25 protein-coding genes and 1 pseudogene are annotated in these 26,082 nt (G+C 73.0%); 8 read left to right on the top strand and 18 right to left on the bottom strand.

Annotation, left to right across the window (positions count from 1 at the left end):
* Window positions 1-3: 3 nt before the first annotated feature.
* Entirely contained in the window at window positions 4-723 is a 720-nt protein-coding gene (locus KPF47_RS17690) for an acyltransferase (RefSeq protein ID WP_224389836.1), read from the bottom strand.
* Window positions 724-804: 81 nt separating this feature from the next.
* Here KPF47_RS17690 and KPF47_RS17685 point away from each other — a divergent pair, with 81 nt between their 5' ends.
* Together KPF47_RS17685 and KPF47_RS40995 are read left to right on the top strand one after the other, a co-directional pair.
* Window positions 805-1,008: a hypothetical protein gene (locus KPF47_RS17685; RefSeq protein ID WP_224389835.1), complete on the top strand. Its 204-nt coding sequence runs from the start codon at window positions 805-807 to the stop codon at window positions 1,006-1,008.
* Window positions 1,009-1,041: 33 nt separating this feature from the next.
* Window positions 1,042-1,818: pseudogene (locus KPF47_RS40995) on the top strand (nucleoside hydrolase); the annotation flags it as partial.
* Here the strand turns inward: KPF47_RS40995 and KPF47_RS38860 are convergent.
* The 9 genes from KPF47_RS38860 to KPF47_RS17635 all read right to left on the bottom strand — a co-directional run bounded on the left by KPF47_RS38860 (window position 1,749) and on the right by KPF47_RS17635 (window position 10,086).
* On the bottom strand, window positions 1,749-3,401 hold the full coding sequence (locus KPF47_RS38860) for a serine hydrolase domain-containing protein (protein WP_374108865.1): 1,653 nt from the start codon (window positions 3,399-3,401) through the stop codon (window positions 1,749-1,751). The pseudogene KPF47_RS40995 and the gene KPF47_RS38860 sit on opposite strands and share 70 nt — an antisense overlap.
* 95 nt (window positions 3,402-3,496) lie before the next feature.
* Window positions 3,497-3,997, bottom strand: a complete 501-nt coding sequence (locus KPF47_RS17670; protein WP_224389834.1) for a helix-turn-helix transcriptional regulator — start codon at window positions 3,995-3,997, stop codon at window positions 3,497-3,499.
* A 51-nt stretch (window positions 3,998-4,048) separates the two neighbouring features.
* On the bottom strand, window positions 4,049-4,318 hold the full coding sequence (locus tag KPF47_RS39715; RefSeq protein WP_224389833.1) for a response regulator transcription factor: 270 nt from the start codon (window positions 4,316-4,318) through the stop codon (window positions 4,049-4,051).
* A gap of 461 nt (window positions 4,319-4,779) precedes the next feature.
* Window positions 4,780-5,385, bottom strand: coding sequence for a DedA family protein (locus KPF47_RS17660; protein ID WP_224389832.1), 606 nt, complete (start codon window positions 5,383-5,385; stop codon window positions 4,780-4,782).
* Between the two features lie 138 nt (window positions 5,386-5,523).
* Window positions 5,524-6,177 carry a response regulator transcription factor gene (locus KPF47_RS17655; RefSeq protein WP_224389831.1) on the bottom strand — a complete coding sequence of 218 codons (654 nt, stop codon included), beginning with the start codon at window positions 6,175-6,177 and terminating at the stop codon, window positions 5,524-5,526.
* On the bottom strand, window positions 6,174-7,349 hold the full coding sequence (macS, locus tag KPF47_RS17650) for a MacS family sensor histidine kinase (RefSeq protein WP_224389830.1): 1,176 nt from the start codon (window positions 7,347-7,349) through the stop codon (window positions 6,174-6,176). The genes KPF47_RS17655 and macS overlap by 4 nt, the downstream gene beginning before the upstream one ends.
* Entirely contained in the window at window positions 7,346-8,302 is a 957-nt protein-coding gene (locus KPF47_RS17645) for a class I SAM-dependent methyltransferase (RefSeq protein WP_224389829.1), read from the bottom strand. The genes macS and KPF47_RS17645 overlap by 4 nt, the downstream gene beginning before the upstream one ends.
* Before the next feature lie 81 nt (window positions 8,303-8,383).
* Window positions 8,384-9,163, bottom strand: coding sequence for an enoyl-CoA hydratase/isomerase family protein (locus tag KPF47_RS17640; protein ID WP_224389828.1), 780 nt, complete (start codon window positions 9,161-9,163; stop codon window positions 8,384-8,386).
* 152 nt (window positions 9,164-9,315) lie between these two features.
* Window positions 9,316-10,086, bottom strand: a complete 771-nt coding sequence (locus KPF47_RS17635) for an ABC transporter ATP-binding protein (RefSeq protein ID WP_224389954.1) — start codon at window positions 10,084-10,086, stop codon at window positions 9,316-9,318.
* A gap of 88 nt (window positions 10,087-10,174) precedes the next feature.
* Here KPF47_RS17635 and glgX point away from each other — a divergent pair, with 88 nt between their 5' ends.
* The 3 genes from glgX to KPF47_RS17620 all read left to right on the top strand — a co-directional run bounded on the left by glgX (window position 10,175) and on the right by KPF47_RS17620 (window position 13,374).
* The gene (gene glgX, locus KPF47_RS17630; RefSeq protein WP_224389827.1) at window positions 10,175-12,193 is read left to right on the top strand and encodes a glycogen debranching protein GlgX; all 2,019 of its coding nucleotides are present in this window, start codon (window positions 10,175-10,177) and stop codon (window positions 12,191-12,193) included.
* A 118-nt stretch (window positions 12,194-12,311) separates the two neighbouring features.
* The gene (locus tag KPF47_RS17625; RefSeq protein ID WP_224389826.1) at window positions 12,312-12,536 is read left to right on the top strand and encodes a zinc ribbon domain-containing protein; all 225 of its coding nucleotides are present in this window, start codon (window positions 12,312-12,314) and stop codon (window positions 12,534-12,536) included.
* A gap of 262 nt (window positions 12,537-12,798) precedes the next feature.
* Window positions 12,799-13,374, top strand: a complete 576-nt coding sequence (locus KPF47_RS17620; RefSeq protein ID WP_224389825.1) for a hypothetical protein — start codon at window positions 12,799-12,801, stop codon at window positions 13,372-13,374.
* On the opposite strand, the gene KPF47_RS17615 is transcribed toward KPF47_RS17620, so the two are convergent.
* Window positions 13,371-14,435 carry an IS630 family transposase gene (locus tag KPF47_RS17615; RefSeq protein ID WP_255658826.1) on the bottom strand — a complete coding sequence of 355 codons (1,065 nt, stop codon included), beginning with the start codon at window positions 14,433-14,435 and terminating at the stop codon, window positions 13,371-13,373. The two genes, KPF47_RS17620 and KPF47_RS17615, sit on opposite strands and share 4 nt — an antisense overlap.
* 67 nt (window positions 14,436-14,502) lie before the next feature.
* On the opposite strand from KPF47_RS17615, the gene KPF47_RS38850 reads away from it, so the two are divergent.
* Together KPF47_RS38850 and KPF47_RS17610 are read left to right on the top strand one after the other, a co-directional pair.
* Window positions 14,503-14,625 carry a hypothetical protein gene (locus tag KPF47_RS38850; protein ID WP_255659617.1) on the top strand — a complete coding sequence of 41 codons (123 nt, stop codon included), beginning with the start codon at window positions 14,503-14,505 and terminating at the stop codon, window positions 14,623-14,625.
* A gap of 76 nt (window positions 14,626-14,701) precedes the next feature.
* Entirely contained in the window at window positions 14,702-15,295 is a 594-nt protein-coding gene (locus KPF47_RS17610; protein WP_224386178.1) for a plasmid pRiA4b ORF-3 family protein, read from the top strand.
* Between the two features lie 31 nt (window positions 15,296-15,326).
* On the opposite strand, the gene KPF47_RS17605 is transcribed toward KPF47_RS17610, so the two are convergent.
* The 6 genes from KPF47_RS17605 to glgP all read right to left on the bottom strand — a co-directional run bounded on the left by KPF47_RS17605 (window position 15,327) and on the right by glgP (window position 21,018).
* On the bottom strand, window positions 15,327-16,172 hold the full coding sequence (locus KPF47_RS17605) for an IS5 family transposase (protein ID WP_224389824.1): 846 nt from the start codon (window positions 16,170-16,172) through the stop codon (window positions 15,327-15,329).
* Window positions 16,139-16,726 (bottom strand): transposase, encoded by a 588-nt coding sequence (locus KPF47_RS38845; RefSeq protein WP_374108857.1) that lies wholly within the window; start codon window positions 16,724-16,726, stop codon window positions 16,139-16,141. The genes KPF47_RS17605 and KPF47_RS38845 overlap by 34 nt, the downstream gene beginning before the upstream one ends.
* Window positions 16,671-17,552: an IS5 family transposase gene (locus KPF47_RS17595; protein WP_224389823.1), complete on the bottom strand. Its 882-nt coding sequence runs from the start codon at window positions 17,550-17,552 to the stop codon at window positions 16,671-16,673. Before KPF47_RS17595 ends, KPF47_RS38845 begins: the two co-directional genes overlap by 56 nt.
* A gap of 190 nt (window positions 17,553-17,742) precedes the next feature.
* Complete coding sequence (locus KPF47_RS17590) at window positions 17,743-17,976, bottom strand: hypothetical protein (protein WP_224389123.1); 234 nt, start codon at window positions 17,974-17,976, stop codon at window positions 17,743-17,745.
* Entirely contained in the window at window positions 17,927-18,379 is a 453-nt protein-coding gene (locus tag KPF47_RS17585; RefSeq protein WP_224387966.1) for an IS5 family transposase, read from the bottom strand. The genes KPF47_RS17590 and KPF47_RS17585 overlap by 50 nt, the downstream gene beginning before the upstream one ends.
* Before the next feature lie 47 nt (window positions 18,380-18,426).
* Window positions 18,427-21,018 carry an alpha-glucan family phosphorylase gene (gene glgP, locus KPF47_RS17580; RefSeq protein ID WP_224389822.1) on the bottom strand — a complete coding sequence of 864 codons (2,592 nt, stop codon included), beginning with the start codon at window positions 21,016-21,018 and terminating at the stop codon, window positions 18,427-18,429.
* Window positions 21,019-21,275: 257 nt separating this feature from the next.
* Between glgP and KPF47_RS17575 the strand changes: the two genes are divergently transcribed.
* Complete coding sequence (locus tag KPF47_RS17575) at window positions 21,276-23,267, top strand: alpha-1,4-glucan--maltose-1-phosphate maltosyltransferase (protein ID WP_224389821.1); 1,992 nt, start codon at window positions 21,276-21,278, stop codon at window positions 23,265-23,267.
* 200 nt (window positions 23,268-23,467) lie between these two features.
* Here KPF47_RS17575 and treS read toward each other — a convergent pair whose 3' ends face one another.
* The gene (gene treS, locus KPF47_RS17570; protein WP_224389820.1) at window positions 23,468-25,786 is read right to left on the bottom strand and encodes a maltose alpha-D-glucosyltransferase; all 2,319 of its coding nucleotides are present in this window, start codon (window positions 25,784-25,786) and stop codon (window positions 23,468-23,470) included.
* Window positions 25,787-26,082 lie beyond the last annotated feature (296 nt).

Raw genomic sequence — 26,082 nt, 5'->3', positions numbered from 1 at the left:
CGCTCAGGCCCGGTCGAGCCGGGCCTGCAGGGCGCGGTCGGCCTTGCGGGCCATGTCGGCGACGGCGGCGCGCTCGGCGGCGGCGGCCTCGTAGTCGGCCCGCCGGTCCCGCACCACCCGGGCCGGGGTCCCGACGGCGATCGACTCGGCGGGGATGTCCCCCCGCGCGACGGCGTGCGCCCCGAGGACGCTGCCCGGGCCGATCCGGGTACCGCGCAGGACCGAGGTCTTCACCCCGAGCCAGCAGCCCTCGCCGATCCGGACCGGGGACTTGACGATGCCCTGGTCCTTGATCGGGCGCCGGACGTCCGCCGTGCGGTGGTCGAAGTCGGTGACGTAGACCCAGTCGGCGACCAGCGTCGTCGCGCCGATCTCGACGTCGAGGTAGCAGTTGACGGTGTTGTCCCGGCCGAAGACGACCTTGTCACCGATCCGCATGGAGCCCTCGTGGCAGCGCAGGGCGGTGCCGTCGCCGATGTGCACCCACCGCCCGATCTCGAGCCGCCCGAAACCGGGACGGGCCTCGATGGTCACGTCCCGGCCCAGGAACACCATGCCGCGCAGCACGACGTGCGGGTGCCGCAGCCGCAGCTTCGCCAGCCGCCAGTAGCGCCGCAGGTACCAGGGGCTGTACGCACGGTGGCGCAGGACCCAGCGCAGCGAGGTGAGGCTGAACAGCTTCACCTGCTCCGGGTCTGCGTCGGGGATCGGCGGACGTCGCACCCGGCAGAGACTAGGCGTGTGCGCCCCGGCGACGGCGGGTACCTCCGGCGGGACCACGTCCCCCACCCGAGAGGCCCGCCCGTGAGCGAGCACCGCCAGCCCGACGACGGCACCGACGTCGGTACCGACGAGCTGACCTCCGGAGGCGGCGGCACCTCCCGCGCCGACACCGACAAGGCAGGCAACCCGCGGCCCGACACGACCACCGACGACTCCGGAGCCACCGGAGCGGCCGCCCGCGAGGTCGAGGCCGACAACGAGGACGAGCCGACCCGCAGCGAGTGATCGCCCCGGCGAGCCGGTCGTAGGCTCGCCGGTGTGCCCCGCCCGTTGATCATCTCGACCGACCCCGGTGTCGACGACGCCGTCGCGCTCGTCCTGGCCCTGCGCAGTCCCGAGGTGGACGTCCGGGCCGTCGTCGCCACCTTCGGCAACGTCGGCCTGGACGCCACCCTGCCCAACGCGGGACGGCTGCTCGCCCTCGCCGGGCGGCCGGAGGTCCCGCTGGCACCCGGAGCGGCCCGTCCGCTGGTGCACCGCCTCGAGCGGCGGGCCGGGCACGTGCACGGCTCCGACGGGCTCGGCGGGCGCGCCACCTCGCTGCCCGACCCGGTCGCACCGGTACCCGGGGCGGGGGTCGCGCTGATGGCACGGGTGCTCGAGGAGGCGACCGAGCCGGTCACGATCGCCTCGATCGGCCCGCTCACCGACACCGCCATTCTGCTGGCCGCCCGTCCCGACCTGGCGGAGCGGATCGAGCGGGTGGTCGTGATGGGTGGGGCGATCGGCGGCGGGAACGTCACCGGCGCCGCCGAGTTCAACGTCCACGCCGATCCGGAGGCCGCCCACCGCGTCCTCGCCCAGGACCCCGGGGCGGGCTCCGTACCGGTCGCCCTGGTGCCGCTGGAGACCACGCTGGGCTGCGCCGCGGGACCGGAATGGGTCGCGGCGCTCGCCGACGCCGATCCCGTCGGGGCCGAGCTGGCCGCGATGATCGCCCCGTACATGCGGTTCTACCGGGAGCGCTACGGCCGCGACGCCGTCGCCCTGCACGATGCGACGGCGCTGCTGGAGTGCGTCGCGCCCGGATCGCTCGTCCCGACCCCGACCGCCCTGGCCGTGGACACCGGGTTCGGGCCGGCCCGGGGGCGACCGTGCCCGCCGAGCCGGGCACCCGCCCGGTGGACGTGCTGTCCGCGCCGGACGTGCCGGCCGTGCTCGACGCCGTACTGGCCCGGCTCACCGCGCCCCGGTAGCCGGGCGCCGCTCCCGCAGGGCCGGACCCCGGACTCAGCCCGCCCACACCGCCACCGCGACCAGCACCGCCGAGAACCCGAGCCCCGCCCAGGCCGTACCGACGCGTGCGGGCGGGCGGAGCGGGAGCCCGCGGCCCCGCAGCACGGCGACCACCAGCGCCGTCGCGGCCGGGGCGAGCGCCAGCCCCCACACCCAGCCCCCGACCGAGGCCCCGGTCCCCGGTTCCACAGCAGCACCAGCCCGAACACCGCGGTCAGCAGACCGTCGGCGATCGGTAGCAGCGCCCCCTCCCGCACCGCCCGGCGCAGCGCCAACAGGGAGAACAGCGCCGCGATCGCGACCGGCACCCACGCGAGGAGGTCCGCTCCGCCGCCGGCGGGGGGTGTGCCGAACAGCAGGGTGCGGGCGACCGGCTCGACCCCGGCCGTGGTGTCGCCGAGCACGACGACGGCGCGCCCGCCGTCGCGGTCGAGGGCGAGCATGCTGCTGAACCCCGCGGTCGCGCCGTTGTGCCAGACGTAGGGGTGCCGGGCGCCGTCCGCACCGGTGGCCGCACCGGTGACCCAGATCCAGCCGATCGCGGTCCCGGGGGCGTCCTGCGCGGTCGGGGTCAGCGCCCCGGTCCCCGGTGCGACGCCGGTGAGCTGGGCCTGCGCCCAGCGCGCGAGATCGTCGACGGTCGAGAACGTGGAGCTCCCCGCGGGCAGGTAGCCCTCGCCCACCCAGCGGGGCGCGGGGCGGCCGTTGTCCCGGTGCCCGGGCACCGCGGTGTCCGGGACCTGCGCACCGGTGCGGGCGAAGGTCGTCGAGGTCATCCCGAGCGGGCCGGTGATCCGGTCCGCGATCAGCGCCGGGTAGTCCTCGGCCCCGGCCGCGCGGACGAGGGCCGTCCCGAGCAGCGCGACCCCGAGGTTGGAGTAGGTGGGCGGCTGCTGCGGGTCGACCGGGGCGGCGCGGGCGTCGTCGAGGAGCTGCGCGGTGGTCGTCGAGGAGTACGGGTTCAGGTTCGCCGCCGACGCCGCCGGGGCCCGGGCGGCCGCGGTCGCGCCCAGCGGCGGCAGCCCGGAACGGTGCTGGGCGAGCGCGGCGAGCGTGACCGCGCCCGCCGGGGTGCCCGCCAGCTCCGGCAGCGCGCGCTCGAGCGGCTCGTCGGGACGCACCTCGCCGCGGGTCACGGCGTCGGCGAACACCGCGGCCGTGAACGTCTTGGTGACCGACCCGATCTCGAAGGGGGCCCCGCCGTCCGCGGGACCGAGCCCGGCGGTGGTGACCGTCGTCGGGGTGATCTCGGCGACGGCGAGCGACCGGTACCCGTCGTGCCCGCCCGCGGCGGCGCGGACCCGGTCGGCGAGGGCCGCGTCGCCGGAGGTCTGCGGCCCGAGCCGTTGCCGCTCGGGGCCGGCGACCGCCCCGACGAGCACCGCCAGCGCCGCGACGGCGGCGGCGACGACCCCGATCCGGCGTCCGGCCGTCCCGGTGGACGCGGTGGACGCGGTGGTGGTCGGCGCGGGCCCGCTCACCGGTGCGCCGCCAGGACGGTGACCAGCAGCGGGACGACGCGGGCGGCCGGCACCTCGTAGTGGCCGCGCCGGGTCGAGGCCAGCCACCCTGCGGCGACGAGCTGGCGCAGGTGGTGGTGCAGCTGCCCGGTCGTGCCGACCGAGGGCTGCTCCAGCAGCTGCGCGGTGCTGTGCACCCCGCCCAGGACGTGCTGCAGGATCGCCAGCCGCGCGGGATGGGCGAGCGCGTCGAGGGTGCCGCTGAGCTCGGACCAGTCGGCGTCGAGCAGGGTCTCGCCGGGGCGGGCGTACTGCCAGCGGACCGCGCCCGCGCCGGGGACCGCCACGCTGCCCGCCATCAGCACCGCACCGGGGCTGCGGGCCTCCAGCTCGGTCAGCGCCCACAGGGCGTCGTCCGGGGTCGCCGCCGGGGTGTCATCACCGGCCGGGCGGAGGGCGTCCTGCAGGTCCGCGACGGCGCGTTCGACCGCGCGCAGCCGGGCGTCGAGATCGGCCATACGACGATAGTACGTAGATACGTAGGAACGTAGGAACGTACAAACGACGGTTCAGGCGAGCCCGTACTCGATGGCGTGCCGCACCAGTGCCGCGCGGCCGGGCACCTCGAACTTGCGCAGCAGCCGCTGCACGTGGTTCTCCACCGTGCGGGGCGACAGCACCAGCCGGGCCGCGATCTGCCGCGCGGTCAGCCCCTCGACGACCAGCCGCAGCACCTCGGACTCGCGCGGGCTGAGCTCCGGCACGGCGTGCGCGGGCGTCGCGACCGACTCCAGGACGACATCGGCCAGGCCCGGTGAGAACGCGGGCCGCCCCGCCACCGCCTCCGCGGCGACGACGGCCAGCTCCGCGGGGTCCGCACCGGTCGCGACCCCGGTCGCAAGACGCGCACCGCGTCGAGGACCCGGGCGTGGTCGGCGACCCCGTCGGCGACGGCGAGCACCGCCGCGTCCGGGACGCGGGCGAGCACCGCGGCGATCACCGCGGGCGCCGCACCCTCCGGGCCGGCCAGGTCGACCAGGACCAGATCGGGACGGGCCCGGTCGACCGCGGCCGCGACACTCCCGGCCGGCGCGGGCGGCACGCGGGCCACGACGTCGACCCCCGGCGGCACCACCGGCCGCCCCACCACCACCGCCGAGATCCGGCCGCCGTCGTCGTGCACGTCTGCAGTTCTCCCCGCCCCGTTCCTCCGGACGGCCCAGCTTGCCATGTGCCGCAACACCGCAGGCGGGTCGAACCGTGCGGAACGGGCCGGCCGGACGCGGACGCCCCGCGGACCTCAGACCGCGACGGCGGGGCGGCGCAGCCGCAGCAACGCCCTGGCCGCGGCGGCCGCGGTCGCGACGAGTGCCGCCAGGACGAACCCGGCGAGCACCGACATCAGCGGGTTGCCGTGCGTGATCGGCCCGACCAGCACACCGATGCCGGTCATCCAGGTGCTCCACACGAGTGCGCTGGCGACGGTCGCGGGCAGGAACGCGCGCAGCGGCAGCCGGACCCGGCCGGCCGCGGACACCCCCGCCAGCCGCCCTCCGGGCAGCAGCCGGGTCGCGACCAGCGCCGCCACCGGGCGGCGGTGCAGGTGCCGGTGCACCCAGGCGCCGACCCCGTCGCCGCGGCCGCGGTCCCGGACGACCGAGTGGGAGCTGCGCCCGACCCCGTAGAGCAGTGCGTCACCGAGCAGGGAGCCGACCACCGCCGCACCGAACAGGGCCACGATCCGCCACCGGTCACCGTCGGCCAGCGCAGCCGCCGTGGCACTGAACAGCACCGGCTCGCTCGGCAGGAACGGGAACGGTCCGTCGCACATCACCGCGACGGCCAGCAGGGGCACCAGCCAGGGGCTCTCGAGCAGGTACCCGATCAGCGCGCTCGGGTCGGTCACAGGCGTCTCCGGGGGTGGCGCGACGGGGGGCTGCTCCGAGTCTGCCGGGTCCCGTGACCTGTTCGTGATGGGGGTGTCCCCCGTTACCGTTTGCGCCCGCTCACCGCAGGGAACACACCTCGTCGCTCCCGGGCGGGCTCAGTCGGCGTGCCCCTGCTCGATCGCATAGCGGACGAGCTGGCTGCGGTTGTGCAGCTGCAGCTTGCGCAGGGTGTTCTGCACGTGGCTCTCCACGGTCCGGTGCGAGACCACGAGCTTCGCCGCGATCTGCTTGGCCGTCATGCCCTTGGCCACCAGGCGCAGCACCTCGGTCTCCCGTTCGGTGAGGGCCGGGACGGCCGGGGCGCCGTCGGCGGTGCGCGGGGTGTCGGCGAGCCGCCGGTACTCCCCCAGCACCAGCCCGGCCAGCCCCGGGGTGAACACGGCGACCCCGTCGGCGGTACGTCGGATCGCCTCCAGCAGCTCGTCGACCCCGGCCGACTTCACCAGGTAGCCCAGAGCACCGGCCTTGACCGCCTCCAGCACGTCGGCGTGCTCTCCCGAGGCGGACAGCACCAGCACCCGGCTGTCCGGGCTCTGCTGCCCGATGGCGGCGATCGCGTCCACCCCGGAGGTCGCGCCCAGGTTGAGGTCCATGAGGATCACGTCCGGCCGGACGGCCGTCGCGATCCGGACGGCCGCGGGCGCGTCCGGGGCCGTCGCGACGACGTCGAGGCCGCGCTCGGCGAGGTCGCGGGCGACGCCCTCCCGCCAGATCGGGTGGTCGTCGACGACCATCACCCGGATGCTCATGTGTCCTCCCTGGGGACCCGGATGACCCATTCGGTCCCGGTGTCCGGTCCGGTGTCCAGCGTCAGTGTCCCGCCGATGTCGCCGACGCGGCCGCGGATCGAGCGGGACACCCCCATCCGGCCCTGCGCCTCGGCCTCGGCGAGCCGGCCGTCGGGGATGCCGGGGCCGTCGTCGCGGACGCTGATCTCGACCACCCCGGGCAGCTCCTCGACCAGGACCCAGGCGCGCGCGTCCGGGCCGGCGTACAGCGCGACGTTCGCGAGCGCGGCCCGGACGGCCCCCTCCACCTCGTCGACGACCGGGGCGGCCAGTTCCACCGGCCGTCCGGGGGCGGAGACGGTGACCCGGTCCGAGGCGAGGATCCGCAGGGCCGCGGCGACGTCACGGCGCCCGGACGCGTCGGTCGTGCCCGGCCCGGCCAGCAGGGCGCGCAGCGCGGTCTCCTGCTCACCGGCCAGCACCCCGAGTTCCGTCGCACCGCCGCCGAGCTCGGCACCGCGGCGCTGGACGTGTGCCAGCACCTGCAGGACGCCGTCGTGCACGGCCCGGGTGAGCCGCTCGCGCTCGGCGGTGGCGGCCTGCTCGGCGACGAGACGGCGCAGCCGGGCCGCGGTGCGCTCCAGCACGTGCGCGGCGAACCCGACGGTCAGCCCGGCCAGCACCAGCAGCTGCATGTCCCCCAGCTCCAGCACGCCGAAGCGCTGCTTGGACAGCACCAGTGCCACGGAGACGACGAGCGCGGCGAGCACGCCGCCGGTGATCCGGAACGCGACCGCGCAGGCCAGCACCGCGCCGGAGGTCCAGATCGACCCCATGCCCGGGCCGCCGTCGTCGAGGTGGGCGGCGCGCACGACCAGCGGCGTCGTCGCCATGATCGCGACGCACACCCCGAGGTCGACCAGCGCGAGCCGGCCGCGCCGGTCCGGCGCACCCGGCAGCCCGCCCAGGTAGCCCCAGGAGGTCACCGCCGTCCACACCGCCATCAGGACGAGTACGCCGACCGCCGCGAGCGGATGCTCGTAGCCGGTGCGCAGGTGGTAGAGCGTCACCCCGACGACGGTCAGCAGGGTCAGCAGCCGGTAGGCGATGACGCCGCGCCAGAACGGCTCCAGCGGGTGCTCCACGTCGTCCATGCCGACCGACAACGCGCCGCGCCGGGGCCGAACGCTCATCTCGGCTTGGTACCGGTGATCAGGGCGTTGTAGAACCAGCTGCGCGGCACGACCCGGTTCAGCACGTGCTCGTCGAGCCAGGACAGCCGCTGCCAGCCGTGGTAGGCGAACATCGCCCAGTTCCAGCCGAGCTTGCCGGGCGGGACGGCCGCCTCGAAGGTCCGGACCGGCCAGCCCAGCATGGCCGCGGCGAACTCCTCGGTGGAGGCGCGCACACCCTCGGCCCCGGCCCGGGTCGCGGTGCGCTCCAGGTCGGCCGGGTCGAAGGTGTGGATGTCGACGACCGACTCCAGCGCGGCGGCGCGGGAGGACTCGTCGAGCTCGTGCTGCGGGCGGCGCCACCCCTGCAGCGGGCCGAGCCGGGTCAGCGTGGTGGTGGCCTTCCAGGTCCACTGCCCGAGCCTGCGGGCGTAGGCGTCGCCGACGGTGGTCGGCTCGCCGGCGAACACGAACCGCCCGCCCGGTTCCAGCACCCGCAGGACCTCGCGGAACGCGGCCTCGACATCGGGGATGTGGTGCAGCACCGCGTGGCCGACGACGAGGTCGAAGCTGTCGTCGGGGAACGGGATGTGCTCACCGTCGACGACGGCGCCCTCCACCTCCAGCCCGAGGTGCTCGGCGTTGCGGGTGGCGGCGGAGACCATGCCCGGGGACAGGTCGGTGACGACGCCGCGATCGGCGACGCCGGCCTGCATCAGGTTCAGCAGAAAGAACCCGGTGCCGCTGCCCAGCTCCAGCGCGCGCAGGTAGGGGCGGCCGTCCCACGGGGCCGCGGCACGGAACCGGCCCGCGGCGTAGTCGATGCAGCGCTCGTCGTAGCTGATCGACCACTTCCCGTCGTAGGTGCCCGCCTCCCAGTCGTGGTAGAGCACGTTGGCGAGCTTCGGGTCGTGCCAGGCCGCCTCGACCTGCTCGGCGGTGGCGTGCGGGGTGGGCGCCGGGTCCGAACTCATGAGTAGGAGTTTTGCAGAACACGGCGACCGACCTGCTCCCCGCCCGGGCGGGTCGGTCAGCCGGGCGGGGAGCGGTGCGGCTCAGCGGCCGGTGAAGGTGGCCTTGCCGGGGCCGTTCTCGACGAAGCTGGCCATGCCGGCCTTCGCGTCGTCGGTGGCGAACACGCCCGCGAACAGCTCCGACTCGATGTCCAGGCCGGTGCGCAGGTCGGTGTCGAGGCCGTTGTCGACGGCCTTCTTCGCCGCGGCGTAGGCCAGGGCGGGGCCCGCGGTGAACTGCCGCGCCCACGCGACGGCGCGGGTGTAGACCTCGTCGGCCGGCACGACCTCGTCGACCAGGCCGATAGCCAGGGCCTCGTCGGCCTTGACCATGCGGCCGGTGTAGATCAGGTCCTTGGTGTGGGAGGGTCCGATCAGCCGTGCGGCGCGCTGGGTGCCGCCGCCGCCGGGGAAGATGCCGAGCAGGATCTCGGGGAAGCCGAGCTTGACGTTGTCGCCGGCGATGCGGCGGTCCGCGCCGAGGACGACCTCCAGGCCGCCGCCGAGGGCGTAGCCGGTCACCGCGGCGACGGTCGGCTTCGGGATGGTGGAGATCGCGCCCAGCCCGGCGGAGAGCCGCCGCGCCTGCGGCGCCATGTCGGAGTAGGACATCGACGCCATCTCCTTGACGTCCGCGCCCGCGGCGAAGGTCTTCTCCCCGCCGTACACGACGACGGCACGCACGTCGGCGCGGGTGGCGGCCTCGTCGGCCACCTCCAGCAGCTCGCCCTGGATCTGGCGGTTCAGGGCGTTCATCGGCGGCCGGTCGATCCGGATCGTCCCGACGCCGTCGTCCACGGACAGGCTCACGAATTCGGTCACGGAGCGGACCCTATCCGCCCCGCGATCCCCGGACGCTGTGATCCGCCCCCGCACCGGGCGGCGCGGCCCGGCGCCCCGTCCCGGCGCGCGGCGACCCGCGCGACGGTCGCCGCGGGTGGTGGCAGGTCGCCGCACCGGGTGGGACGGGGTGGTCAGGCGCGGCGGTAGGCGGTGAACCGGCCGCTCGCGCGGCGCTCGACGGTCAGCGGCAGCCCGAAGGTCTCCGACAGCGCGTCGCCGGTCATCACCTCGTCGAGCAGCCCCGCGGCGACGATCCGCCCGTCGCGCAGCAGCAGCCCGTGGCTGTAGTTCGGCGGGATCTCCTCGACGTGGTGGGTGACCAGCACCGACGCCGGCGCGTACGGGTCGTCCGCGAGGTCGGCGAGCCGGGTGACGAGGTCCTCCCGCCCACCCAGGTCCAGCCCGGCGGCGGGCTCGTCGAGCAGCAGCAGCTCCGGGTCGGTCATCAGGGCGCGGGCGATCAGGGTGCGCTTGCGCTCGCCCTCCGACAGCGTCCCGTAGGCACGCCCGGCGAGCGGGCCCATCCCGAGCTGGTGCAGCAGCTGCCCGGCGCGGCCGGTGTCGTCGGTCTCGTACTCCTCGCGCCAGCGGCCGAGCACGCCGTAGCCGGCGGAGACCACGACGTCGGAGACGATCTCGTCGCCGGGGATGCGCACGCCCAGGTTCGCCGAGGTCAGGCCGATGCGGGTCCGGAGCTCGAACACGTTGACCCGGCCCATCCGCTCGCCGAGCACGTACACCGCGCCGGAGGTCGGGTGCAGCTCGGCGCCGGCCAGGCGGAGCAGGGTGGTCTTGCCGGCGCCGTTGGGGCCGAGCACGACCCAGCGCTCGTCGAGCTCGACCCGCCAGTCGACGGCGTCGAGCAGGGTGGTGTCACCGCGGCGGACGGTGGCGCCGTCCATACCGATGACCAGGTCCTCGTCCTGGATGTCTGTGACGCCGGGCGCGGACGGGGTTCGGGGCGAAGTCACCCCCCTATCCTGGCCGACCGTGCCTGTCTTCCCTCTCGGTGCCCACCCCGACGACCACGGGACCCGCTTCGCGGTCGCCACGACCAGCGCGGAGACCGTCGAGGTCTGCCTGGTCGACGGCTCCGACGCCGACGGCGGGGAGCTCACCGAGCGCCGGGTCGAGCTGCGCGAGCACACCTTCGGCGTGTGGCACGGCCACGTCCCCGGGGTGCGTCCCGGACAGCGCTACGGCTACCGGGTGCACGGGCCCTACCGGCCGTTCGACGGTCTGCGGGCGAACCCGCACAAGATCCTCGTCGACCCCTACGCCGCGCGGATCACCGGCCGGGTGACCGACGTCGTCGCCGCCCGCGGGTGGGACGGCGACCCGATGTCGGGCCGGCCGAGCACCGTCGACTCGCTCGGCTCGGTACCGCTGTCGGTCGTCACCTCCACCGACGCCGCACCGCGCCCGACCCGCCCGGACGTGCCGTGGTCGGAGACGGTGGTCTCGGAGATCCACGTGCGCGGCTGGACGAGGCTGCACCCCGAGGTGCCCGAGGCGCACCGCGGCACCTACCTCGGCCTGGCCCACCCGGCGGTGATCGCGCAGCTGCAGCGGACCGGGGTGACGGCCGTCGAGCTGCTGCCGGTGCAGGCCAACGCGCCCGAGCCGCCGCTGCTGGAGCGGGGCGCGTCGAACTACTGGGGCTACGCCACGCTCGGGTTCCTCGCCCCGCACGCCGGCTACGCCTCGGACCCCGGCAACGAGGTGGCCGAGTTCCGCTACCTGGTCGACACCCTGCACGCGGCCGGGATCGAGGTCATCCTCGACATCGTCCCCAACCACACCTGTGAGGGCGGGGTCGGCGGCACCACGCTGTCCTACCGCGGCCTGGACGCGCGGGCGTACTACTCGCTGGGCGGGTCCGGGCACGACGCCGACATCACCGGCACCGGCAACACCCTCGACGCCGGCTCCCCGACGGTGATCCGGCTGGTGTGCGACGCCATGCGGCACTGGGTGCACGCCTACGGCGTCGACGGCTTCCGGATCGACCTCGCCTCGGTGCTGGGCCGGCCCCGCTCGGGTCCGTTCTCACCGGACTCCGCACTGCTGACCGCGATCGCGCAGGACCCGACGCTGTCGACGACCAAGCTGATCGCCGAGCCGTGGGACGCGACCGGCGAGGGCTACCGGGTCGGCGGGTTCGGCGTCGCCTGGTCGGAGTGGAACGGTCGCTACCGCGACGCGGTGCGCGACTTCTGGCGGGGCCACGGCGGCGTGGCCGAGCTGGCGTCGCGGCTGACCGGCAGCTCCGACATCTACCAGCTGTCCGGGCGCCGGCCGTGGGCCTCGGTCAACTTCGTCACCGCGCACGACGGCTTCACCCTGCGCGACCTGGTGTCCTACGAGCGCAAGCACAACGAGGGCAACGGCGAGAACAACCGCGACGGCACCGACGACAACCGCTCGCAGAACCACGGCGTCGAGGGCGAGACCGAGGATGCGGGCGTCCGCGCCGCCCGCATCGCCACCGCCCGGGCGATGATGGCGACCCTGCTGCTGTCGATCGGCACCCCGATGATCACCGGCGGCGACGAGCGGTGGCGCACCCAGGGCGGCAACAACAACGCCTACTGCCGCGACGACGAGACGTCCTGGGTCGACTGGACCACCACCGACGAGACCACCGCGATGGAGGCGTTCACCGGCCGCGTCGCCGCGCTGCGCCGTGAGTCCCCGGTCCTGCACCGCGACCAGTTCTACGTCGACGGCGAGGTCCTCTGGTGGGACCCGTCCGGGCGCCCGATGGAGCCCGGCGACTGGCACGACGGCGGCCGCCGCACCCTGGTCGTGCTGCTGGCCGACTACTGGCTGCTGGCCCTGCACGCCGGGGACGAGCCCGTCGACTGCGTACTGCCCGCCGAGCACGGTTTCGACCCGGTCCTGGACTCCACGACGCCGGACGGCACCCCCGCCGACACCGCGCCGGTGGAGGCGGGCGCGACGGTCGTGCTGCCGCCCCGCTCGGTGCGCCTGCTGCGCAGCCGCTGACACCCGTCCGGCCCCGCTCCGCCCGGACGGCACGCGGCCCCGGGCGGAGCCGGAGCGGGAGCCGACCGAGGACCGCGAGGCCTGGGGCCGAGGGGGGTGGGCGTCGTAGGATCCGGGCATGCCGCGCTACGAGTTCCGCTGCCGCGAGTGCGCCACGACGTTCGAGGTCGAACGGCCGATGGCCGCGTCCGCGGACCCGGCGGACTGCCCGCACGGGCACGCGGACACCGTCAAGCTGCTCTCCACGATCGCGCTGGGCGGCCGGTCCGGCGGCCCGGCACGGCCCGCGATGGCCCCGGCCGGCGGCGGGGGCTGCTGCGGCGGTGGATGCTGCGGCGGCTGATCGCAGCCCGGGCAGCACATACTGCGACCGGACACTGCTCCGAACGGGCGTAGTCAGCTCCGTCGTGTGACGTAGTTCTCCGACGCAACGATACGTGGGGTGCCACTGTCGTCTGTGGAACCGGAGTCCACGTGCCCCGAGCGCTTCCTCGCCTCGTCCGCGCCACCGCAGCCCTCGCGGCCGCGGCGGCCACCGTCCTGCTCACGACGGCGGCGGCACCCGCCCCGCCGGCCCCGCCGCGGCGCCCGCCCCGCCGGGGCCGGTGCAGTCCCTGCAGGTGTCCGCGGTCCCCGGCGGCGGCGCCCGCGGGCTGGCTCTGCAGGTGTCCTGGTCCCCGCCCGCCACCGACGGCGGGGCGCTGCGCACCGACTACGTCGTCGAGGTCCGCGGCTCCACCGGCGAGGTGCTGCACGCGGCGCCGACCGGGACGACGGCGAGCGGCCCGGTGTACGGCGACTACTGCCTCGCGCCGTTCACGGTGTCGGTGCACGCGGTCGACCACGACGTCGACGGGAACCCGTCCGGGCCGGGGCCCGCCGTGCTCACCACGTTCGGCGAGCAGGCGCCCTGCGCCGTCACGATGTCGATCACCGCGGCCCGCGCCGCCGACGGCACCGTGCACGTCCGGGCCACCCGGGAGGCCCCGGTCGACCCGTACGTCTCCGGGCCCTGCACGCTGACCACGGCCGGCCGGGTGCTCTGGTCGGGCACCTGCGGCGGTCGCGCCACCACGCAGGACATCGTCGTCGGTGCACTGCCCCCGGGGCCGCAGGAGCTCGCGCTCACCACCGTCGCCCCGCGGGGCGAGCGCGCCACCGCCCGGACCGTGCTCGGCTAGTGTCGCGTAAACGATGTTCTTTGACCGGGTCGGCAGTGGTTGAGTAGGTGGTCTGCGGGTTTGGTCCAGATGAACGGGTGGCAGCGTTCGTTCCAGCCGTCGATGAACCGGCCGATCGCGCCGATCAGTTCTCTGACGCTGCCGAAGCTGCCACGGCGAATGGCCTGGCGGGTGATGACCCCGAAAAAGACCTCGACCATGTTCAGCCACGATCCCGAGGTCGGGGTGAAGTGCAGGGTGATCCGCGGGTTGCGGGCCAGCCAGGCCTTCACTGCGGGGTGCTTGTGGGTCGCGTAGTTGTCCACCACCAGGTGCAGCTTGCGCCGCGGGTAGGCCTTCGCGACCTGCTTGAGGAACCGCAGGAACTCCTGATGGCGATGCCGCGGCAGGCACGCCTGCTCGACCCGCCCGGTCGCGACCTCTAACGCCGCGAACAGCGTGGTGGTGCCGTGACGGACGTAGTCATGCGTCCGTTTCTCCGGGATACCGGGCATGATCGGCAGGATCGGCGCTGTCCGGTCCAGGGCCTGGACCTGGGATTTCTCGTCGACGCAGAGCACGACGGCCTTGTCCGGCGGGTTCAGATACAACCCGACGATGTCGCGGACCTTGGCTTCGAGCTCGGGATCGGTGGAGAACTTGAACGTCTCGGACTTCCACGGCTGCAGCCCCCACCGCCGCCAAATCTTGCCGATCCACACGTGGGAGATCCCGAGCTCGGCACCGAGCAGCCGTGACGACCAGTGCGTGACTCCGAGCCGCTCAGGCGGCGGTTCCAGCGTGGCGAGCACGACCGCGACCTCGTCGATCACCGGCGGCCGGCCCGCCTTGGGCCGGTCGGCCAGCCCGGCGATCCCCTCAGCGGCGTAACGCTTCTTCCACCCGATCACCGTCGCCTTCGACGCCCCGACCAGTGTGACGATGTCCTTGACCGCCACCCCGTCCGCGGCCAGCAACACGATCCTGCCCCGTCGGGCCAGTCCCGCCGAAACCGACGAGGAACGCAGCCAGGACTCCAACACCTCGCGGTCGGCGGCCGGAACGTCCACGGTCACAGTCAACGGCACAGCTCATGATCCCGTAAACCAGCCCGTGAGTAAAGTAACCTAGTTACCGCAACACTAGGGCGTGTCTCCTAAGAGGTCATTTCAGAACGAGGTCGACGTGTCTGTTGTAGACGACAAGCGGCTATCTGACCTGCCGTTTGATCTGTCGTCGAGGGGTCAATGGAAACTCGACAAGTCGTTCTGAAACGACCTCTAAGACGTCGTTTCAGAAGTGGTGGGCCCGGTTCTGCCGGTGACGGCGGGGCTGGCAGCATCGGCTGATGGTCGCGCCTCGTGTGTCTGAGAAGACGAAGATTTTCGAGTTGGAGATCGTCCTGACCGAGGTGGTGCCGGCGGTCCGGCGTCGGGTGCAGGTGCCGGGCGAGGTCGACTTGGCGGTGTTACACGAGGTGGTGCAGTCAGTGATGGGCTGGACGAACTCTCATCTGCACGAGTTCGAGATCGTCGGGCGCCGCTACGGGATCCCAGACCCGGACTGGCCCGGACAGGATGTCGCCGACGAGACGAAAGAGAAGCTGTTTCGGCTGGTCAAGGCTGGTGACCGGTTCGGTTACGTCTACGACTTCGGTGACAACTGGGCCCACGAGATCACCGTCGAGGCGGTCGCGGCCGTCGAGCCGGGAGTGTGCTATCCGCGATGCGTCGCCGGGCAGGGGGCGTGCCCGCCCGAGGACGTCGGCGGGATCGGGGGGTATGAGGACTTCCAGGCCGTGCTCGCCGACCCTGACCATCCCGACCGCGCCGAGCGCCTGGAGTGGGCGGGCGGGCCGTTCGACCCGCACCGCTTCGACCCTGACGAGGCCGACCGGGCCTTGGAGTGGCTGGCCTGGCGGCCGCTGGCCCCGACCTCGTAGGCGAGTGCCTCAGCGAGGGCTGGGTCGACCATCACTTCGGCTTCGGCTTCGGCTTGGTGAGGCGGCGGTGGCAGATCAGGGCGCAGGCCAGCGATAACAGCGCGGTGATCGTGGATTCGGCGCGGTCGTAGCGCAGCGCGAGGCGGCGGAAGTCCAGCAGCCAGGACATGGTGCACTCGACGACCCAGCGGACCCGCCCGAGCCGGGTGGAGTCCTCGATCCCGCGCCGGGCGATCCGCACCCCGATCCCACGCCCACTCAGGTAGCGGCGGCAGCGGGGATAGTCGTAGCCCTTGTCGGCGTGCACCTTGTCCGGCCGACGTCGCGGACGCCCCGGCTGTCCCGCCCGTTCGCGGACGCCGGGGTTGGTGTCCAGCAGCGGGGCGAGCATCCGACTGTCGTGGGCGTTCGCCCCGGTGACCAGCGCATGCAGCGGGAGCCCGCCTCGGTCGCAGAGCACGTGGTACTTGCTGCCCGCCTTCCCGCGATCGGTCGGCGAGGGCCCGGTGGCCTCGCCGCGGCGCTTGGCCCGCACGCTCACGCTGTCCACCGCCGCCCGCGACCAGTCCAGCAGGCCCTGCTGGGCGAGGCGGTCGAGCATCACCCGGTGCAGCTGGGCCCAGACCCCGGCCTGCTGCCACTGCCGTAGCCGCCGCCAGCAGGTCACTCCGGACCCACAGCCGAGCTCGGCGGGCAGCGCGTTCCAGCTGATCCCGGTCTTGAGCACGAACACGATCCCGGCCAGAGCGGCCCGATCCGGCACCCGCGGACGGCCTGTCCGTCCCCGCTTGTGCTTGCGCGGCTTGGGCAGCAGCGGCTCCACCAGCGCCCACAGCTCGTCGCTCACCAATCGCTCGACACAAGATCGCCGCGCCACGACCGGACATGATCAGCTACCAGCGCCGATCCACACAGGACCGACACGCCGACTTCTGAAACGACCTCTAAAGTGCGCAACCAGGTGACGATGGCCTTCAGTGCAACTCCGCCGCGGAAGGTCAGCGCGAGCTTGTCGTAGCGGGTCGCGAGGCCGCGCCACTGCTTGACCTCGCAGAACCCGCGTTCGACGACGTTGCGGCCGCGGTAGTCGACCCGGTCGAACGCCGGTGTTCGGCCGCCGCGTGTGCCGCGTCGTTTCCGGTGTCCCTGCTGGTCAGCCGGCTCCGGGATGACCGCGACGATCCGTCGTCCGCGCAGGTGGGCGCGGATGGCGCGTGAGGAGTAGGCCTTAGAGGTCATTTCAGAACGAGGTCGACGTGTCTGTTGTAGACGACAAGCGGCTATCTGACCTGCCGTTTGATCTGTCGTCGAGGGGTCAATGGAAACTCGACAAGTCGTTCTGAAACGACCTCTTAGAGCGTCCGGCGATTGATGGTTATCGGAGTCGACGGGTCGTGGGTCGGGTTGTCCAGCGGTAGCGGCTGCGGGCACGGTTGATCAGCCGGCGGATCACGGTGAGCGCGGCGGCGAGGTTGAGGTAGAACTCGACGATGATCTTCCGGCGATCGGTGAACCGGCGCAGCTTGCCGTAGCCGTTCATCCAGGAGTGCGTGCGCTCGATGGGCCACCGTCGTCCTGCCTGGATCGGAGCCGGGACCCCCGTGGTCGCGATCTCGCCGGTGAAGCCCAGGGTGTGCAGCAGAGTACGGGTCTTGCCGGAGTCATAGCCGCGGTCCAGGTGCACGGTCGGGAACAGATCACCACCGTGGGCGTCGCGGTGGCGGGGCAGCGGGCCGATCATCGTCACGATGCCGGTCAAGGTCGGTTCCAGCAGGGGCGAGTCATGGTCGTTGGCTCGCGCCGCGACCAGGTGCAGCGGGATGCCCTGGTCATCGCAGGCCACGGACCGTTTCGTGCCCTGCTTGCCGCGGCCGACAGGGCTGCGGCCGGCCACCTCGCCTCCGCCTGGTGCCTTGGTGATCGATCCGTCGACCGCCAGATCGTCAAGATCCAGGCCGAGTATCTGGTCGTAACCGGCCAGCGCGGTGCGGAGCAGTTCCTCGCTGACTCCCGCGGTGGCCCAGTCATCGAGACGGCGGCGGATGGTGCGGTCCGAGCAACCCGGCGTGGCGATGCGTTCGTAGCCACTACCGTGCACCAGAGCGGCAACGACGTGGTCGAACACGACCCGATCAGAGATCCGGCGACGGTGACAGCCCCACGGATGGGCCGGGTCGAACTCGGGCCGGTCAGACCCGATCAGAGCGGCGAACTCGCCCCACAAGGGCTCGATCAGAGATGCTGGCAGCAGAGGCACGGACTCTCCACACGATCATCAGGACATCAGCAATCCCATGATCACTTGCAGGTCCGTGTCTCTACCAACACCGACACACGGCCACCTCTACTGCCGGACGCTCTTAGAGGTCATTTCAGAACGAGGTCGACGTGTCTGTTGTAGACGACAAGCGGCTATCTGACCTGCCGTTTGATCTGTCGTCGAGGGGTCAATGGAAACTCGACAAGTCGTTCTGAAACGACCTCTTATCTGCGCGGACCCGCTCGGGCCGGGTCCGCGGTCGGCCCGGACCGACCCGTCCGACGCTCAGATGTGACATCAGGTGCGCGAACATCGGGGCGTCACCGGCCTGGCCAGGGCCGACCAGTACGACCAGCGGGCGGCCGTGTCCGTCAACGAGCTGGTGGATCTTCGTGCCGAGCCCTCCGCGGGAGCGGCCCAACGCGTGATCGGGCGGCTCGATCAGCAGATTCTTGTAGTTCGATCCGGCCCCCTGTGTCCCGCTGCAGGGTCGCGGCGTGTTGGTGAGCGCGGATGATCGTCGAGTCGACCGACACGGCCCAGTCCACGAGACCGGCGGAGTCGGCATCGGCGAGCAGAGCTGCGAGAACCTGGTCCCAGGTGCCGTCACCGCAGTAGCGGCGGTGGCGTTTCCATAGGGTCTGCCACAGCCCGAACTCGACCGGGACATCACGCCAGGCCAGCCCGCAGCGGAACCGGTAGATGATCCCCTCGATCACTCTGCGGTGATCGGCGAACGGGCGCCCTGGCATCCCGTCCGACGAGGGCAGTAACGGCTCGAGTCGGTCCCACTGGGCATCGGTCAGGACGGCACGGCGCGACACCTACTGATCATCGCGCAGGCCCGACCAGCCGGGTTAGGAGACGCGCCCTAGCCCGCCAGGACGATCCGTCCCAGCTCCACCGAGGAGGCCAGGTGCGCGTGGTGCGGCAGCACCCGCACCGTGTACCCGGTCAGCCCCGCGTGCGGCAGCGGCACCGCGACCTCCCAGGACCCGTCGCCGCGGTGCTCCATCGCGACGGTCACCGGGTCCGCCAGCTCGTCGGAGGAGTCGACCCGCCCGACGACGGCCTCGACCGTCACGTCCCCCGGCTCCAGACCGGCCAGGTCGACCCCGGCGCGGACGGTCATCGGTGACCCGACGACCGGGGTGTCGGGCAGCCCGGAGGCGTCGACGCCGGTGATCCGGACGTGGTTCCAGGCCTTGTCCAGCCGGGCCCGGAACAGCGCGATGTCCCGGGCGACCGCGTAGTCCGACGCCGCGGCGTCGGCGGCGGCGCGGGCGGCCGGGGTGTACCAGTCCTGCACGTACTCCCGCACCATGCGGGTGGCCTGCACCTTGGGCCGCAGCGTGGTCAGGGTGTGGCGGACCATCTCCACCCAGCGGTGCGGGACGCCGTCGACGCGGTCGTAGAACGCCGGGCCGACCTGGGTCGCGATGAGCTCGTAGAGGGCGTTGGCCTCGAGGTCGTCGCGCCGGGCCGGGTCCTCGACGCCGTCGGCGGTCGGGATGGCCCAGCCGTTGGCGCCGTCGTAGAACTCGTCCCACCAGCCGTCCCGGATGGACAGGTTCAGGCCGCCGTTGAGCGCGGACTTCATGCCGGAGGTGCCGCAGGCCTCGAGCGGGCGCAGCGGGTTGTTCAGCCAGACGTCGCAGCCCCAGTACAGGTAGCGGGCCATCGACATGTCGTAGTCCGGGAGGAACACGATGCGGTGGCGCACCCCGGCGTCGTCGGCGAAGCGCACGATCTGCTGGATGAGCGCCTTGCCGCCGTCGTCGGCGGGGTGCGACTTCCCCGCGACGACGAGCTGTACCGGCTGGTGCGGGTCGAGCAGCAGGCTGCGCAGCCGGTCCGCGTCGCGCAGCATCAGGGTCAGCCGCTTGTAGGTCGGGACCCGGCGGGCGAAGCCCACGGTGAGCACGTCCCGGTCGAAGACGTGGTCGGTCCAGCCCAGCTCGGGCTCGGACGCACCGCGCTCCAGCCAGGCGGCACGCACCCGGCGGCGGACCTCGTCGACCAGCCGCGAGCGCAGGGTGTTGCGCAACGCCCAGACGTCGGCGTCGGACACCTCGGCCGGGGAGCTGCCGGGCTCACCGAGGAGCTCGGTGACCTGGTGGGCCTCCCAGGTCGGGCCGTGCACGCCGTTGGTGACCGAGCCGATCGGCACCTCGTCCCGGTCGAAGCCCGCCCACAGCCCGCCGAACATCTCCCGCGACACGATGCCGTGCAGCCGGGACACCCCGTTGGCGCGCTGGGCCAGGCGCAGACCCATGTGCGCCATGTTGAACGTCGCGGTGTCGGTCCCCGAGGGCCCCTCGGCGCCGAGTGCGAGGAGCCGCTCGGTGGGCAGCCCGGGCAGCAGCCGGTCGGTCAGGTAGTGCCGCACCAGGTCCAGGCCGAACCGGTCGATGCCGGCCGGGACCGGGGTGTGGGTGGTGAACACCGTCCCCGCGCGGACGGCGGCGAGCGCCTCGTCGAAGTCCAGCCCGCCCGACGACGCGGACACCGACGCGGGGCCCGCGCCGTTCGACGACACGGCCGAGCCGGTGCACAGCTCGCGGATCCGCTCGCAGCCGAGGAACCCGGCGTGGCCCTCGTTGGTGTGGAAGACCTCCGGCGTCGGGTGCCCGGTGAGCCGGCAGAACGCGCGGACCGCGCGGACCCCGCCGACGCCGATCAGGATCTCCTGCTGGATCCGGTGGTTCTGGTCGCCGCCGTAGAGCCGGTCGGTGACCCCGCGCAGGTCGGTGCCGCCGCCGTCGCCCGCGTTCTCCTCGATGTCGGTGTCGAGCAGCAGCAGCGGGACCCGCCCGACCGCGGCCTGCCAGATCCGCGCGTACAGCGTGCGGTCCCCCGGCATCGCGACCTCGACCAGCTCCGGCGCGCCGGAGGCGTCGGTGAGCAGCTGCAGCGGCAGGCCCTGCGGGTCGATCGCCGGGTAGTGCTCGAGCTGCCAGCCGTCGAGCGAGAGGGACTGGCGGAAGTACCCGGAGCGGTACAGCAGGCCGACCGCGACGAGGGGGACGCCCAGGTCGGAGGCCGCCTTCAGGTGGTCTCCGGCGAGCACGCCGAGACCGCCGGAGTAGTTGGGGAGCACCTCCGAGACGCCGAACTCCATCGAGAAGTACGCGACGGCGGACGGCCGGCCCGCATCGCGGGCGTCGTCGCCGCGGTACCAGCGCGGCTCGGCCAGGTAGGCCTCCAGCTCGGCGGCCCGCTCGGCGACCTCGGCGGCGACCGCCTCGTCCGCGGCCAGCTCGGCCAGGCGCGCGGTGGGGATCTCGCCGAGCAGGCGGACCGGGTCCTGGCCGCTGGCGTCCCACGCGTCGGGGTCGAGCGAGGCGAACAGGTCCCGGGTCGGCGCGTGCCAGGTCCACCGCAGGTTCGTCGCCAGTGTCTGCAGCGGCGCGAGCGGAGCGGGGAGCTGGGCACGGACGGTGAAACGGCGGAGGGCTCTCACGGCCGCGAGGGTAGCCGGGAACACCGACACGCACGCGGCGTCCCGTCCGGCCGGGACGGGGTCCCACCGGTAGGGTCGCACTGCCGCGGGATCCACGGGTCCGTGCACGTCGAATCGGTTCCGTCCACATCCGTTCCGATCCGTTCACGCCGATGGTCCCGCGGGTGTGGCGACAGGTGACGTGGCGGCGTCAGACTGACCGTCTCGACTCTGGTGGGACTTCTACCGACGGTGACAATTTCCTGGGGGTGCAGCCGATGACCGGTCGGCTCGGAATCGACGACGTGACCCCGTTCGTGGAGAGCGGAGACCCGGCGAAGGCCGTGGTCGGCGAGGTCGTGCCGATCCGGGCGACCGTCTGGCGGGAGGGACACGACGCCGTCGCGGCGAACGTCGTGTTCACCCCGCTGTCGGCCGACGGGACGCCGGGCGACGCGCAGTACGTGCGGATGCAGCCCGACGGTGTGGGCACGGACCGCTTCGTCGCCTGGGTCCGCCCCGACGCCGAGGGCCGCTGGACCTTCCGCGTCGACGCGTGGAGCGACCCGTGGGCGACCTGGCGCTCGGCCGTGGAGAAGAAGATCGCCGCGGGCCAGACCGCCGAGGAGCTGGCCAACGACCTCGAGGTCGGCGCCCGGCTGCTCGCCAGGGTCGGGCGGCGCCCGGCCGAGTCCGAGAGCCGCGACCTGCTGCTCGGTGCCGCGAACACGCTGCGGGACACCGCGCTGCCGCTGCGCGCGCGGGTCGCCCCGGCGCTGTTCGACGCCGTCGTCGCGATCATGACCGAGCGCCCGGTCCGGGAGCTCATCACCCGCGGCCCGGAGCGGACGATCTTCGTCGACCGGCCGCGCGCGCTCTACGGCTCCTGGTACGAGTTCTTCCCCCGTTCCACCGGCGGCCGCGACGAGACCGGCCGCCCGGTGCACGGCACGTTCGCGACCTCGTCCAAGGAGCTCGACCGGGTCGCGCGGATGGGCTTCGACGTCGTCTACCTGCCGCCGATCCATCCCGTCGGCACGGTGCACCGCAAGGGCCGCAACAACTCCGCCCACGCCGAGCCCGGTGACGTCGGCTCCCCGTGGGCGATCGGCTCCGCCGCGGGCGGGCACGACGCGATCGACCCCGAGCTGGGCGACTTCGACGACTTCGACGCGTTCGTCGCCCGGGCGAACGAGCTCGGTCTGGAGGTCGCGCTCGACCTGGCGCTGCAGTGCGCGCCCGACCACCCCTGGGTCACCGAGCACCCGGAGTGGTTCACGGTGCGCCCGGACGGGACGATCGCCTACGCGGAGAACCCGCCGAAGCGCTACCAGGACATCTACCCGCTGAACTTCGACCGCGACCCGGCCGGCATCTACGCCGAGTGCCTGCGCGTGGTGCTGAAGTGGGTCGAGCACGGCGTGACGATCTTCCGGGTCGACAACCCGCACACCAAGCCGCCGAACTTCTGGCACTGGCTGATCTGGGAGGTCAAGCGGACCCACCCGGAGGTGCTGTTCCTGGCCGAGGCGTTCACCCGCCCGGCCCGGCTGTTCGGGCTGGCGCGGCTGGGCTTCACCCAGTCCTACACGTACTTCACGTGGCGGACCGAGGCCGAGGAGCTCGCCGAGTTCGCGACGATGCACGCCGAGCACGCCGACGAGTGCCGCCCCAACCTGTTCACCAACACCCCGGACATCCTCCACGAGTCGCTGCAGACCGGCGGTCCGGCGATGTTCGCGATCCGGGCCACCCTGGCCGCGACGATGGCGCCCACCTGGGGCGTCTACTCCGGCTTCGAGCTCTACGAGGGCACCCCGGTCAAGCCGGGCAGCGAGGAGTACCTGGACTCGGAGAAGTACGAGCTGCGCCCGCGGGACTTCGAGTCCGCGCTCAACCAGGGGCGCTCGCTGGAGCCGTACCTGACCCGGCTCAACGAGATCCGCCGTGCGCACCCGGCGCTGCAGCAGCTCCGCGAGATCCACCTCCACGAGGTGGACAACGCGAACATCATCGCGTTCTCCAAGCTGGACCCCTCCACCGGTGACCAGGTGCTGGTGGTGTGCACGCTGGACTCGACGGCGCCCCAGCAGGGCACCCTCAAGCTGGACATGCCGGCGCTGGGGCTGCGCTACACCGACGTCGTGGAGGTGCACGACGAGGTGTCGGGCGATTCCTACCGCTGGGGCGAGTACAACTTCGTGCGGCTGATCCCGACCGACCACGTCGCCCACGTGATCGCCCTGCCGGCGCAGACCCCGCTGCTCTGACCCCTCTCTCCGCTCGACGGGCACCACCCCGCCATCGCACGAACGGGCCCTTCGTACGAACCTTTCGTACGAAGGGCCCGTTCGTGCATGACCCGAGGCCCGGGGCACCCGAGGCCTGGCGCCCGGCACCCGAGGCGCCCGGGGCCCGGGGCCGTGCATCGGGCGGGGCGTGCGGCGGGTGAGGAAGGCGGCGGGGCGGATCAGGCGGGGTCGGGGTCCTCGGCCGTGGGCTCCAGGACCACGGCGGTCGCCCGGAACGGTGCCATCCCGATCCGGAAGCCGTTGAGGTCGTCCACGGTGCCCACGGTGTCACCGGAGAACAGGTCGGTGACCGTCGCGCCCGGGGTCAGGTGCTCGGACCGCACGAACGCGTCGACCTGCTCGTCGGCGAAGTTCAGGACGGTCACGCTGGTCCGGTCGTCGTCGAGCTGGTGCACCATCACCAGGAGGCCGCGGTGCGACACGTCCGGGACGTCGACCTGGCGGGCCGTCGCCACCCCGGAACGCTTGCGCACGGCGAGGATGGCCTGCATCTGCCGGACGAAGCTGGCCTCGTCGTCGAGCTGGTCGGGCAGCGACCCGTACAGGCTGCGTCCGCGGGGCATGCCCGACGAGGACTTCTCGGCGTCCGGGCGGTGCCCCATCAGGTCGTGCGCGGGCCGCGAGACCCACCGGGTGTCCCCGGAGTTCAGCAGGTCCGAGACCGAGTCCGGGGGCAGCGTGAGCATGCCGAGCAGGTCCCAGCCCGACAGCGCGAACACCCCGGGCTGGAACGCGTTGAACATGACCAGCAGCAGGTGCACCCGCCGGATGCGCGCGACGTCGTCGGGGCCGATGTCGTCGAGGGCGGAGATCCCGAGCGACGCGGCGATCACGGTCGCGGTGGTGCAGGCGATCCCGTTCGTCGTGAAGATCAGGTTGTAGGGCGCGTCCGGTCCGGTGAGGACGTCACACAGGTCGCGGCGGATCGTGTCGGCCAGGTCGCCACCGCGCATCTCCTCCCCGCGGAAGTGGAACAGCTCGTCGGTGTGGCCCGCCGTCCAGTGCACGAGCTCGTAGGTCAGCTCGTCGTGGTTCTGCAGCGCGTGCACCAGCGACGCCGGGTCGACGCCGAGGTCCAGTGCGGTGCGCAGGGTCAGCCGCAGGAACTCGGTGTCCGAGGTCGCGAGCGCGTGGTGGTAGGCGGGGCGGTTGATGAAGTCGTAGGACAGGTCCGCGCCCGCCTCGGAGGTGACCTTGATGTCGTCGACGGTCAGGTTCAGCTCCTGGAAGGTGAACCCGCCGACCTTGCGGACCATGCTCGCGATGAGGTGGTTCGCGGCCTCGGACAGCGGGTGCCCCTCCGACCAGCCGGGGTTCCCCGAGCCGGCCTTCTCCACGCCGAGGAAGCCGTTGGCGTCCAGGCGCAGCGCACCGGAGCCGAGGTCGGCCAGCGAGTGCAGGGCGTCACCGATGACCATCCGCATCCCCGCGAAGGTCGGGTCCAGCCAGTTCACCGAGGGCTGGCCGTCCTTGAAGTAGTGCAGGTACACCCAGCGCCGCACGACGCCGTCGACACCGGTGACCTCGCCGGTCGCCGACCAGTTGGTCTCCTTCACGCCCTCGCGGTAGAAGATGACCCGCTGCAACCGCCCGACGATGTAGCCGGCCTTCTCCAGCGCCTCCTCGGTCGCGGCGTCCAGGTTGGCCGAGTCCTTCCCCGGCGGCACGTCCGGCAGCATCCCCCAGTCGGACTGCTCGATCTCGACCATGTGGTAAATGCCCGGGTAGTCGCCGTAGGCGAGCTCGGCGAGCCGGAAGTCGGGGCCCTTGCCGGTGTGGCCGGGGACGATGTCGTCGATGATCGTGCCGCCGTGCCAGGTGGCGGTCGCGCACATCGCGCGGAACTCGTCCTCGGTGCCGAAGGCCGGGTCGAGCTCGTTGGAGATGCGGTCGAAGTGGCCGTCGACGCTCGGGGTGGGCTGCCAGCCCGAGAGCCCGCCCGCCCGCTTCACCGGCCCGGTGTGGACGCCCTCGATGCCGATCGTCTCGAACGCCTGCCAGAGCTCGGCGTTGCCCAGCGACGCGAGGAACGACTCGCCGGAGGCGGTGATCAGCGAGATCGGGTAGGCGGTGAACCACACCGACGCCGTCTCGACCGCGTGCCGCGGGCCGGGGCTGGCGTAGGGGTTCTGCCACATCGAGCCCTGCCCGGAGAACTGGCGGGCCAGCTCGTCGGCGTGGCCCAGCATCGACTGGGACAGCAGCCACGACACGTAGACCGGGTTCTCCCCCGAGGCCGGGCCGTCCTGTGCCACCGAGCGGCGCCGCACGGTGGACCGCACCCGGGCGCGGTGACGCAGCGTGCGCGGCCGTGCCTCGTGGTAGTACTCGGCGAAGTTCACGTCCGGGGGCTCCGGGACGTGCTCGGGTTCGGCGGGCACCGGTTCGACGGCGGCGAGCGGATCGGCCGGTGCGATCCGGGCCTGGGTCTCCGGGATCGTCGGGGGGATGTCGGCCTTCGGCTCTCGCTCGGTCACGCCGCCGGTCCTCCGGTCGCAGTGGGGCAGGTCAGGGCAGGTTCCTGGGTACGTACGGCCCCACGGTGCGCCCGGCGACGGCGATCCGCACGCGGGCGCGTGCGCACCATCGCGGGCACCCGAGGGCACCACGTCCAGTATGGGTTTCCGGGCACGGAGATGCCCGACAGAAGCGCGATCACCGCCCGTGACCAACGGGTGGTCGTTCCGACACGGACAGTACCGTCCGCCTCACCTCCTGACCCGGCCGGGTCGGCCTGTCCCGGTTAGGGTTTCCGCCTGCGGGCCCGGGTGGC

The organism is Pseudonocardia sp. ICBG1293 (assembly GCF_020131355.1).
Lineage (GTDB): Bacteria > Actinomycetota > Actinomycetes > Mycobacteriales > Pseudonocardiaceae > Pseudonocardia.
This window is presented reverse-complemented; position numbering and strand designations above follow the sequence as displayed.

Coding starts and splice junctions, on each gene's coding strand:
- KPF47_RS17610 (WP_224386178.1), top strand. CDS start 14,702: ATGGTCGCGCCTCGTGTGTCTGAGAAGACGAAGATTTTCGAGTTGGAG.
- KPF47_RS17670 (WP_224389834.1), bottom strand. CDS start 3,997: ATGGCCGATCTCGACGCCCGGCTGCGCGCGGTCGAACGCGCCGTCGCG.
- KPF47_RS17655 (WP_224389831.1), bottom strand. CDS start 6,177: ATGAGCATCCGGGTGATGGTCGTCGACGACCACCCGATCTGGCGGGAG.
- KPF47_RS17635 (WP_224389954.1), bottom strand. CDS start 10,086: ATGGACGGCGCCACCGTCCGCCGCGGTGACACCACCCTGCTCGACGCC.
- macS (WP_224389830.1), bottom strand. CDS start 7,349: ATGAGCGTTCGGCCCCGGCGCGGCGCGTTGTCGGTCGGCATGGACGAC.
- KPF47_RS17645 (WP_224389829.1), bottom strand. CDS start 8,302: ATGAGTTCGGACCCGGCGCCCACCCCGCACGCCACCGCCGAGCAGGTC.
- KPF47_RS17575 (WP_224389821.1), top strand. CDS start 21,276: ATGACCGGTCGGCTCGGAATCGACGACGTGACCCCGTTCGTGGAGAGC.
- KPF47_RS17625 (WP_224389826.1), top strand. CDS start 12,312: ATGCCGCGCTACGAGTTCCGCTGCCGCGAGTGCGCCACGACGTTCGAG.